This window comes from Synechococcus sp. MU1655 (assembly GCF_023630655.1).
Classification (GTDB): Bacteria; Cyanobacteriota; Cyanobacteriia; order PCC-6307; family Cyanobiaceae; genus Synechococcus_C.
On sequence record NZ_JAKUHK010000047.1, the window covers coordinates 1 to 9,951 of the forward strand.

At 54.4% G+C, this 9,951-nt stretch carries 12 protein-coding genes; 8 read left to right on the plus strand and 4 right to left on the minus strand.

From position 1 onward, the window contains the following. Positions 1-784 (minus strand): metallophosphoesterase family protein (locus NCN04_RS03910; protein ID WP_284498559.1); only part of this gene is annotated, 784 nt, incomplete at its 3' end. On the opposite strand from NCN04_RS03910, the gene NCN04_RS03915 reads away from it, so the two are divergent. The 6 genes from NCN04_RS03915 (at position 783) to NCN04_RS03940 (ending at position 6,761) form a co-directional block, all read left to right on the plus strand. Continuing rightward, on the plus strand, positions 783-1,937 hold the full coding sequence (locus NCN04_RS03915) for a phosphotransferase enzyme family protein (RefSeq protein ID WP_048346332.1): 1,155 nt from the start codon (positions 783-785) through the stop codon (positions 1,935-1,937). The two genes, NCN04_RS03910 and NCN04_RS03915, sit on opposite strands and share 2 nt — an antisense overlap. Position 1,938: 1 nt before the next feature. Then, on the plus strand, positions 1,939-2,523 hold the full coding sequence (locus NCN04_RS03920) for a DOMON-like domain-containing protein (RefSeq protein WP_250395234.1): 585 nt from the start codon (positions 1,939-1,941) through the stop codon (positions 2,521-2,523). A gap of 22 nt (positions 2,524-2,545) precedes the next feature. Further along, the gene (locus NCN04_RS03925) at positions 2,546-3,538 is read left to right on the plus strand and encodes a lytic transglycosylase domain-containing protein (RefSeq protein ID WP_250395235.1); all 993 of its coding nucleotides are present in this window, start codon (positions 2,546-2,548) and stop codon (positions 3,536-3,538) included. A 64-nt stretch (positions 3,539-3,602) separates the two neighbouring features. Next, positions 3,603-4,307, plus strand: coding sequence for a hypothetical protein (locus NCN04_RS03930; protein WP_250395236.1), 705 nt, complete (start codon positions 3,603-3,605; stop codon positions 4,305-4,307). A 24-nt stretch (positions 4,308-4,331) separates the two neighbouring features. Continuing rightward, positions 4,332-5,654: an O-acetylhomoserine aminocarboxypropyltransferase/cysteine synthase family protein gene (locus NCN04_RS03935; RefSeq protein ID WP_048346335.1), complete on the plus strand. Its 1,323-nt coding sequence runs from the start codon at positions 4,332-4,334 to the stop codon at positions 5,652-5,654. Between the two features lie 213 nt (positions 5,655-5,867). Further along, positions 5,868-6,761 carry a homoserine O-succinyltransferase gene (locus tag NCN04_RS03940; protein WP_048346336.1) on the plus strand — a complete coding sequence of 298 codons (894 nt, stop codon included), beginning with the start codon at positions 5,868-5,870 and terminating at the stop codon, positions 6,759-6,761. On the opposite strand, the gene NCN04_RS03945 is transcribed toward NCN04_RS03940, so the two are convergent. Continuing rightward, positions 6,723-7,055 (minus strand): DUF723 domain-containing protein, encoded by a 333-nt coding sequence (locus tag NCN04_RS03945; protein ID WP_048346337.1) that lies wholly within the window; start codon positions 7,053-7,055, stop codon positions 6,723-6,725. The two genes, NCN04_RS03940 and NCN04_RS03945, sit on opposite strands and share 39 nt — an antisense overlap. Positions 7,056-7,140: 85 nt before the next feature. Between NCN04_RS03945 and NCN04_RS03950 the strand changes: the two genes are divergently transcribed. Beyond that, a complete protein-coding gene (locus NCN04_RS03950; RefSeq protein ID WP_250395237.1) occupies positions 7,141-7,728 on the plus strand; it encodes an alpha-ketoglutarate-dependent dioxygenase AlkB family protein in 588 nt (195 codons plus the stop codon). Here the strand turns inward: NCN04_RS03950 and NCN04_RS03955 are convergent. Continuing rightward, a complete protein-coding gene (locus NCN04_RS03955; protein ID WP_250395238.1) occupies positions 7,670-8,617 on the minus strand; it encodes an AEC family transporter in 948 nt (315 codons plus the stop codon). The genes NCN04_RS03950 and NCN04_RS03955 overlap by 59 nt on opposite strands. A gap of 412 nt (positions 8,618-9,029) precedes the next feature. Between NCN04_RS03955 and NCN04_RS03960 the strand changes: the two genes are divergently transcribed. After that, positions 9,030-9,380: a hypothetical protein gene (locus NCN04_RS03960; protein WP_250395239.1), complete on the plus strand. Its 351-nt coding sequence runs from the start codon at positions 9,030-9,032 to the stop codon at positions 9,378-9,380. On the opposite strand, the gene NCN04_RS03965 is transcribed toward NCN04_RS03960, so the two are convergent. Further along, positions 9,365-9,951: amino acid ABC transporter ATP-binding protein (locus NCN04_RS03965; protein WP_250395240.1), on the minus strand; the 587-nt coding region annotated here is incomplete at its 5' end. The genes NCN04_RS03960 and NCN04_RS03965 overlap by 16 nt on opposite strands.

A 9,951-nucleotide genomic window follows, 5' to 3' on the forward strand; every position in this document is an offset into this window, starting at 1 on the left:
AACGATCGGGTTCAGGGGTGCCGCAATACCAAGCGCGCGGGTTGAGTTGAGTTAGGGCATGCCAATCCCCCAGAGCGATGTAGTCCACCTCTTGCTCAGGCCATCGATTGTGATGCAGTTGGTTGATCTGTTCTTCAGCACCAAAGCCCTGCACGGAGCCATGGGCGAGGACGACCCTGGGTTGATCCTGGGGCAACGAACTCCAGTTCAAAGAGTCCAGCCAATCTGCGGGGCTGCGACTGTCTCTTTGGCGCAGCAACGGGCAAGGGAGCAACACCATTTCTGCAATGACCTGAGGCTCTGTATGAAGTAAGAGTTTCAAATTGGGGCAACGTTCCTGCATTTGACGTTGCACATCTCGGCGCTGCCATATGCCACCGGCACCTCCATGGTCATGGTTTCCAGGAATGACAAGTACGGGACATGGAATCGACGCGATTGCTTCCATCACCTCCATCACAAGGGCTGGAGCCACCGTGCTCGAGTCGAATAGATCACCGGCCACCATCACGGCATCAAGGTTTTGTTCGCTGGCTGTGGCAGCAATACGTGAAACGGCGTTGACCCGTTCTTGTTGAACACGGGCACGTTTTTGCGGGTCCTCAATCCAGTGATAAGGCTTGCCGATTTGCCAGTCAGCAGTGTGTAGAAAGCGTGGCACCGTTGCTGAGCGGTTGTTCTCACCCCATGCTGCCGCTTCCCGGCTCTTTTTCCGCACACTCAGCGCTGGCGGATCAGCAGATACACGGCATTGTTTCGTCGTGAGTCTCATGCGATTCGTCATGGCCGATGCCACTACCAGGCTTTACCCATCGCTCGATGCGATTGCCGGACTGTTTCACCCGCCCGAGCAAATCACCTCGATTGACACGCTGGGATCTGGAAATGTGAATGACACTTTTTTGGTGTCTTTAGCGGCGGATGCGGATTGTCGTGCCTTTGTGATGCAGCGTCTGAACACGAGCGTGTTCGAAAAGCCCGAGCTGGTGATGCGCAATTTGCTTGCCCTCGGTACGCATGTGCAACAACGTTTGGCGACTGATCCTCCTGAATTGGCTGGACGACGTTGGGAGATTCCAAAGGTGCTCCCAACGCTTAATAGCGAAGGCCATTGGGTTGAGCACAACGGAGAGTTTTGGCGGTCGATTACCTACATCGGAGCGGCCACCACGAGTGATGTGATCCGTGATTGTGGGCATGCGCGAGAGGTTGGATATGGATTGGGCATGTTCCATCACCTCATCAGTGATTTACCGATTTGCGATCTTGCAGACACTCTTGAGGGTTTTCACATCGCCCCGAGCTACCTCAAGCAATACGACACTGTTTGCCGAGACCAATCTCAGTTGCTTGAGAAACGCTTATTGCTCGATCCGCGGCTGAAAAGTGCGCTTGATTTTGTGGAACGTCGCCGCAACTGCGTGGATGTGTTGGAAGCTGCTTGCGCTCGTGGCGAGCTCCAACGCCGTCCGATTCATGGCGACCCCAAAATCAATAATGTGATGCTCGATGAGCTCAGTGGCCGCGCGGTGGGCTTGATTGATCTCGATACCGTTAAGCCCGGTTTGGTTCATTACGACATCGGTGATTGCTTGCGTTCTTGCTGCAACCCTCTTGGAGAGGAGACCCTGCAGGTTGAGTTGGTGTCGTTCGATCTCAAGCTCTGTCGGGCGATTCTTGAGGGCTATTTGACGATGGGAAGGTCCTTCCTTTCGGAGCAAGATTTTCGCTACTTACCAGACTGCATTCGCCTAATTCCGTTTGAGCTTGGGTTGCGCTTTTTAACCGACTACCTCAATGGCGATTCTTACTTTCGTACAGAACGTCCTTCTCACAATTTGGATCGAGCCTTGGTGCAATTTGCTCTGACCCAATCGATCGAAGCTCAGGGGGATGACCTAAAACTCATGATTCGCGAACTTTCAGGAGCGAGCTGAAGTGTCGCGCCATCCTGTGATGGTCCGGCAGGTTTGCCCGCTCCTTCCTCAAAATCCTCAAAATTCGCCTGATCTTCTGCTCAGTGCCGAGTTTGTTTGGAGCGAAGGAGGCCTCCTTGAACTCAGCTACAACCTTCGGCCGGCATACAGCGATGGAGACTTGCTTTCTCTTGCGTTGCCTCCACTAGAGCCAGCGACCGTTCCGATGCATGGTGATCGCTGCGATGAGCTTTGGAAGCACAATTGCTTTGAGGCGTTCATCGGTTTGCCTGGTTCTCAGCAGTACTGGGAATTAAACGTATCGCCATTAGGTCACTGGAACCTCTACAGCTTCGAGAGCTATCGGCAGGCTGGATCTGAGTTGGTTGAGGCCTTGCCTCCATCCGTGACCGTTCGACAAACGCGACGGGACTGTCGTTGCGATGTGGTCTTGGATTTACGTCCCTGGTGGCCGATTGAGGAGATGCCAGAACTTGGTTTGGCGATGGTTGTGGAGGACAGAGATGGCCAACTCAGTTATTGGGCTCTTTCCCATCCAGGAGAGGTTGCAGACTTCCATGACCGTCGCAGCTTTCTGATCTGTTGATGGGTCGTTGAGGCTTTTGATGATGACTTCAGTCCGCCGCCTACTGATTTCTCTTCCCCTGTTGGTGATTCCCCTGATCTGGGGCTGTAGGCGCTCAACCGCACTCCAGGCCAACCGGAATCAAGAACAAGCCGTCCTGGAACAGGTTGAACCAGTGGAACTCGCCGTTCCTGTGCTCCCTACAAGGCCAGATCTTCCCCGCTCTCCTTCTGGAGCGCACTATCCGCTGTTTCCGGTTCATTCCGATCAGCTGGCCCTGTTGTTGTCAGACATCGAGCTTGCGATTCGAAATCCCGAGGTCTCTCCTGAGGCCATTCCCCCTCTTGCGCATCAGCAGCAGGTGATCTATCGGGTGTTGTCGCATCGCCCTGCTCTCGCCGACCAGGTGCGCTCCAAGCTCGAGGACCGCTGGCGCTGGGTGTTTGATCAGCACCTCGCAGCGCGTCGCTCGTTTCTGGCCATGCATCGTGGCCCTGCTTCGTCCACCCTTCCCGCCTGGCGGATCCAAACCCCGGCTCCTCCTGATCAATTGCTCAAGGCTTATCGGAGTGCTTCAGCGTCGACAGGGATTGATTGGGAACTCCTGGCTGCTGTGAATTTGGTCGAAACGGGAATGGGTCGCATTGATGGCATTTCAGTAGCCAATGCACAAGGTCCGATGCAATTTTTACCCACGACCTGGATGGAACCTGGGATTGGCCGTGGTGGTGACATTCGCGATCCTTGGGATGCCATCCATGCGGCAGCGCGTTACTTGGTTCGTCGTGGCGGCCTTCAGGACATCCGAAAAGGACTCTGGGGCTACAACAACAGCAATCACTACGGCAGGGCTGTTGTTCATTACGCCGACCTGCTGAAACGGGATCCTCTTGCTTATCGGGGTTTGTATCACTGGCAAATTCACTACGCCTCTTCGGCCGGGGATCTCTGGCTCCATGAGGGGTACAACCAGCAACGGCCCATCGATGTCTTGTTGTATTTGCGTCAGAATCCGCACAGCCGTCCTGCAGGTTGACGTTGAGTGACTGGCGTGATCGCCTTTGACCTCTACGATTCCAATGAGATGAAGGCTGAGCTCTTTGGCGAAGGAACTGACGCATCGGGCCGATGAGCTCAAGACCCTGGGTTGGTCTACGGATGAAGTGGCGAGATACGCCGAGCTTTGGGACTATCGCCAGCGTTGGGGAGCCATGAACCTCGAACGTGAAGATCGTTTGTTTCTGCGTAAGGCTGAAGCTGCTCTCCCTGCGATTGTTTCGGGCAAGGCCGCAGCGAAAAAGGCGATTAACGAGAAGTCCTACTACCGCTGGCTCTGTTTTCACTTGGCGGCGATGGATGCGGCCGAAGCTGGGTATTCCTTACCCCAAGGATCCCGTGGCGCTTGGCCGATTGTGCTTGAGGAGGAACGACGTTTGCTCGATTACTACCAGCCAGTTCTTGGCCTTCCCGACACGATCAAAGCCAAAGCCTTTGATGCGGTTCGGGAGGAATTAGCAGCCCAGGCTGGTCCTCTCGCAGCTGCAGATGGCCAGACGAAGACGTACGACTTCATGTCGGCCTTAAAAGAGCTGAAGGCCCAAGAGAACAGCAAGTGGCGTCATCTGCGCGAGCAAGAGGGTGATCAGCCCTATCCAGTCCTCAGTGCGGAAGCGGCCAGTTCTTTCCGATCTGAAGTGCGCAGTCGCCTGGCTCCTCTGATGCGTGACACGCTTCCATCCCTTGCTGAGACTGAAAAACCGGCACCTGACCACAATTGGAACCCTGCAACGGAAGTTGCGAGCTAGAAAGGAGTTATCCGTATTTCGGCCTTGACATCACAACGTTTCGAGACCCTTCAGTTGCATGCTGGTCAGGTCCCTGACCCCACGACAAATTCTCGGGCGGTCCCGATCTACCAGACCAGTTCTTACGTTTTCAACAACGCTGAACACGGTGCAAATCTATTTGGGTTGAAGGAATTCGGGAACATCTACACCCGTTTGATGAACCCCACAACGGATGTTTTTGAAAAGCGCGTTGCAGCTTTGGAGGGAGGCGTGGCCGCCGTCGCGACAGCCTCCGGTCAGTCAGCTCAGTTTTTAGCGATTACAAACTGCATGCAGGCAGGAGACAACTTTGTTTCCACATCCTTTTTGTACGGCGGAACTTATAACCAGTTCAAGGTGCAATTTCCGCGCCTAGGGATTCAGGTCAAGTTTGCTGATGGCGACGATGTTGCCAGCTTCGCTGCACAGATTGATGACAACACCAAGGCGATCTATGTCGAAGCGATGGGTAACCCCCGTTTCAACATTCCCGACTTTGATGGCCTCTCCGCACTCGCTAAGGAACGTGGCATCCCTCTCATTGTCGATAACACACTCGGTGCTGCAGGAGCCTTGATTCGACCGATTGAGCATGGCGCTGATGTGGTGGTGGAGAGCGCTACGAAATGGATTGGTGGACACGGCACCAGTCTTGGTGGTGTGATCGTTGATGCCGGAACTTTCAACTGGGGCAATGGCAAGTTCCCGTTGATGAGTCAGCCGAGCGCTGCTTATCACGGCCTTGTTCACTGGGATGCCTTCGGTTTCGGAAGTGACGTTTGCAAAATGCTGGGGTTACCCGATGAACGCAATATCGCTTTTGCTCTTAGGGCAAGGGTGGAATGTCTTCGCGATTGGGGACCGGCTATCAGTCCCTTTAACAGCTTTTTGTTGCTTCAAGGCTTAGAAACATTGAGCTTGCGCGTGGAAAGGCATGCACAAAATGCGATGGCGTTGGCGACCTGGTTACAGCAGCATTCGAGTGTTGAGCATGTGAGCTATCCCGGATTACCCAGCGACCCTTATCACGCAACTGCCAAGCGCTATCTCACAAACCGAGGAATGGGCTGCATGCTGATGTTCTCCCTGAAGGGTGGCTACGACGATGCGGTGCGTTTCATCGACAGCCTCAAGCTGGCAAGCCATCTCGCCAATGTTGGCGACTCCAAGACGCTGGTGATTCATCCAGCCTCCACGACCCATCAGCAGCTCAGTGCCGATGAGCAAACCTCAGCCGGTGTCACTCCGACCATGGTGCGGGTGTCAGTGGGCTTGGAACACATCGACGACATCACGGCTGATTTTGAGCAGGCTCTGGCGACCTGATTTTGGGAGTGGCGGTTGGTCACTTGGAGTCCAAGTCCGAGGTGATCAATCGCTTTGAGGATGGTTAGAACTTCCCATCATTTGACGCACGCTGACTGAAGTCAGGGGCATGAGCCCTGGCTACGTTGAACAGAGACAACCTTGCATAAAAAAGGCCGCTCGTCATTGCATACATGATGAATCAAACTCAGTCATTGGAAGGGATCTGAGCTGATGGCACTGATACTTCCTCGGAACTATCACAAGATCACCGCTGTTGAACGGAACCGGATCTCTTGGATTGAACCGGAGCAAGCCGAGCGTCAGGACATACGACCTCTGCGCATTGGCATTCTCAACATCATGCCTTTAGGGAAGCAGTACGAATTCAACCTGCTGCATCCTCTGGGTCTCTCGGTTCTTCAGATTGAACCGATCTGGATTCGCCTTCAATCCCATGCTTACCGAAGCTGGGATCAAGCCCATCTCAACCAGCACTACGTGAGCTGGGATGAGGCACAGTCACAGCGCTCATTGGATGGATTAATCATCACCGGTGCTCCAGTGGAGCACTTGGCGTTTGAAGACGTCACCTACTGGCCAGAACTGGTTGAACTGATCAACGAGGCTCGTCAATCTTGTGCCAGCACCCTCGGACTTTGCTGGGCTGGATTTGCTCTGGCTTATCTCGCTGGAGTGAACAAGGTCACCTTTGATCGGAAATTGTTCGGGGTGTTTCCGATGCGCAGTCTGGTGCCTGGTCATCCCCTGATGGGGACCCAGGATGATCAATTTCTATGTCCCCAAAGCCGTCATGCGGGATTACCGGATGCGGCGATGGAATCGGCTCAACGCCAGGGTCGACTGAGGCTTCTCGCCTATGGAGAAAAGGTGGGCTACACCATCTTTGAAACGCCAGACCAGCGTCAGCTCATGCATCTCGGCCATCCCGAATACAACGTTGGGAGGCTGCAGGGGGAAATGGAACGCGATCGAGCCCGCGGCGATGTTCCTCCACCTGAAAATTTCAACTCCGACCACCCCAGAACCCTGTGGCGTTCCCATCGCAATTTGCTTTTCCAGCAATGGTTATGGTTCTGTTACCAACGCGTCAGCCTTCAGTCCTGAAGCGGATAGTGGCTTCTTTTTTGCTGTTGTTTTGATTGGCCGCTGAGCGGCATCGCGATTGAGTTCCCGCTCCAAGGCGGCAATTCGTCGCTCCCTCAAGCAGTGACGACAGCCTCCTGTGGTTTGGAGATGCTTCTCCGGAGTGATGCTGATCAGTTGTACCGGATGCTTGTTACAGCGGATTTTGACCGGGCTCTTGTAGCTGCGGTATTTGATCTCCGAATAATCGAAGTGATCACCGAAGCGCTCACGCGCCCGTTTCAGAAATTCCGCTTCCGTGATGCGAGCTGCCATGGGAAGAATGTATGGGGAGTTGCCTTGAAGTTTTCGTCTCTGTTATGGCTCGTTACTGGTTTATTTCAGGCAAGACCAACGATCGATGAGCTGGAACCATCGTGTGGGCTGGCTTGAACCGCAGGCGTCTGCTTACTGGTTTGGCCTTTGTCAAAAACAGATTGTCTGGGAGCAGCCCCTAGTTCGGGTCTACGGCAAATATCACCGTGTGCCGAGATTGTCCGCTTTTCTCGCCGATGCTTCGGTGTCTTACCGCTATAGCGGTGTGATTCATCAAGGCCAGGGCTGGCCTGACTGGTTTGCACCCTTGCTCAAGCAGGTGAATGAGAGTTGCTCTGCCCAATTCAATGGTTGTCTTTTCAATCTCTATCGGGATGGAGATGACCGCATGGGCTGGCATGCCGATGACGAACCGGAGATTGATGCCAGATGTCCAATCGCGTCCCTTTCTTTTGGTGCCACCAGGGCGTTGCAGTTTCGTCATCGCCAGAGTCGCAGTCGAGAGGAACTCGCACTTGCTGATGGCGACCTGCTGGTGATGGAACCTGACTGCCAACGGTTATGGATGCACGCTCTTCCGGTCCGCAAGAAGGTACGCACGGCAAGGTTGAACCTCACGTTCCGAGTCTTTCTCCCAATGTCTTCAGCAGCACAGCCCAAATTGGCACCGTGACGATCGCTAGGAGGGTGCTGCGCCAAATAAGTTGAGCGGCTGCCGAGCTGTCTGCCTCCTCGGTTTCTGCCATGAGGAGCACCGAAATGGCTGTGGGGGCTGCAGCTTGTAGGACAAGGGCCTGCCGCGCGAAAGCACCGAGAGGAAGGACCAGGCTGAGTCCCAAGACGAGTGCAGGAAACAGCAAAAGTTTGCACCCCAGAGCAGCATTCAATGCTTTGCTGGCCGCGCTCGGCGCTGCTGTGTTGTGAGTTGCTTCGGATCTTTCCTCTGAAAGGCCGGCAAGTCGCATGCCTACAACGATCAAGGCCAACACGATCACAACCCTTGAAGGCATCCAGAGTGCGGTCGTAATCGTTGTTTGCCATGGCGTAGCCATCACAAGCAAGGCGCCCAGTAGTCCTCGTGACGCAGGACTTGAACTGAGGTGGTGGATCAACACACGCCAACGGTGCGGATGAGCCTCCTGACCTGATCCAGCCAGCCAGATCGGGCCTAGCCCCCAAGACAGGAGGGTTGCACCGAAGTCGTAACCGATGCTCACCGATAGGGCTTCCGGGGGAAGCAAGGCCAGAGCCACCGGAATTCCGAAATAAGCCGTGTTGCCGACACAACTCCCCAGTTGCAGCGTCGGCGACAGCCGCTGATCGCTCTCTCGGCGCCAAAGTCTAAGCACGAGCAGCATGCCCATGATGGCGGCCGCGGCTGTGGCCGCCGTGCTGAGGAGTGAGCTGTTTAATCCACCTTTCAACAGCAATCCCATCAGGCTGATCGGAACGCCGTAGCGCACGAGCGGCGTTGCTAGGGGCTTGACCCACCCTGGTTTGAAGCGTCCCAGCAGATATCCGCCAAGAAGGCCTGGAATGAGTTCAACCAGGAGGCGAAGCATGATTAACTCAGATTCAAGTCAGTGACAGCAAAGTGTCGTGGCTGGTGAAAAGACGCCAACCTGTATTTCTGTCGGCTCTATTGGTGGGAGCGGTCTATCTGTAGGTGGTCCATTCGGTTCCTCTAACTCTTGTTCCACCTGTTCCCGTAGGGATGGTGCGGAATTGCCTAGAGCCTCTGGCTCTTCCTCTAACTGCCTGTAAGTAGCTCCACACCTCACCCATGCTTCTGCATGTTGAGTGGTCTTCTGAGACCAAAATGAGAGTGCTTTGCCAACTGCCTTGCGGTTTTTCACTGGAACCCACAGACGGACGTACCAAGTAGCACCTCCATTGAGTTGTATTGGACCTTTACGTCTCCTGACCACGGATACCTAAAACGATAGCTAACACGATGCCGAAGGATTTTCAGTGATGACAAGCATTTTCGGCGAATCAATCGGTTCCAGCCAGGAGGCGAAGCATCGAGCTGCTTGCCAGATTTCATTCAAGGTTAGGAACATTCGTGGCGATGTGCCAAAGTCTCATCTGTCCCACGACCGGTGTTCAGTGGCTGTTTCGGCTCCTTTCTGTTCCATTCCCCAGAGAGTTGTACGGCTCAGTGAAGCCTTGCAAGCGCGACGTGAGCGCTTACAGGAGCGTTTGGCTGAACAAATTAATAGCCTTCCGGTAGGCAATGAAAGCTGGCTGCAGACTGAAAGGGAGCTCGTGGCTGCAGAGCGCGCCCTGCACGAGTTGGATGGACGTTGTCAGTTAGTCATTTGATTGAGGAAGCGCCTGCTGCGCTCTTCTTTGGCATGACTGAAAAATGTCGTTGCATCTGACAGTTCCACCACTTTTCCTGCATCCATAAACAGCACCCTGTCAGCGACCTCACGGGCAAATCCCAGCTCATGCGTGACGACCACCATGGTCATTCCTGCTGAGGCAAGCGTGCGCATGGCATCGAGAACTTCTTTCACGCGTTCTGGATCGAGTGCACTGGTTGGTTCGTCGAACAGCATGACCTCTGGATCCATCGCCAAGGCTCTGGCGATCGCCACGCGTTGTTGCTGCCCGCCACTGAGTTGGGCAGGGCGTTTCATGGCCTGATCAGCAATCCCCATTTGGGTCAGCAACGACATCGCCCGGAGTTCGGCCTCTTTCTTCTTTGCCTTTTTGACGCGGATTGGCGCCAGTGTGATGTTCTCCAGGATGGAGAGATGGGGAAATAAATTGAACTGTTGAAAAACCATTCCAACTCTGCGCCGGATGCGTTTGATCTGTCGCTCGTCATGGTTGGAATCCAGATGAATCCCTACGATTTCCAACTGGCCTTCATCAATGCTTTCCAAGC

Coding starts and splice junctions, on each gene's coding strand:
- NCN04_RS03950 (WP_250395237.1), top strand. CDS start 7,141: ATGAGCTGGAACCATCGTGTGGGCTGGCTTGAACCGCAGGCGTCTGCT.
- NCN04_RS03915 (WP_048346332.1), top strand. CDS start 783: ATGGCCGATGCCACTACCAGGCTTTACCCATCGCTCGATGCGATTGCC.
- NCN04_RS03940 (WP_048346336.1), top strand. CDS start 5,868: ATGGCACTGATACTTCCTCGGAACTATCACAAGATCACCGCTGTTGAA.
- NCN04_RS03925 (WP_250395235.1), top strand. CDS start 2,546: ATGACTTCAGTCCGCCGCCTACTGATTTCTCTTCCCCTGTTGGTGATT.
- NCN04_RS03945 (WP_048346337.1), bottom strand. CDS start 7,055: ATGGCAGCTCGCATCACGGAAGCGGAATTTCTGAAACGGGCGCGTGAG.
- NCN04_RS03955 (WP_250395238.1), bottom strand. CDS start 8,617: ATGCTTCGCCTCCTGGTTGAACTCATTCCAGGCCTTCTTGGCGGATAT.
- NCN04_RS03960 (WP_250395239.1), top strand. CDS start 9,030: ATGACAAGCATTTTCGGCGAATCAATCGGTTCCAGCCAGGAGGCGAAG.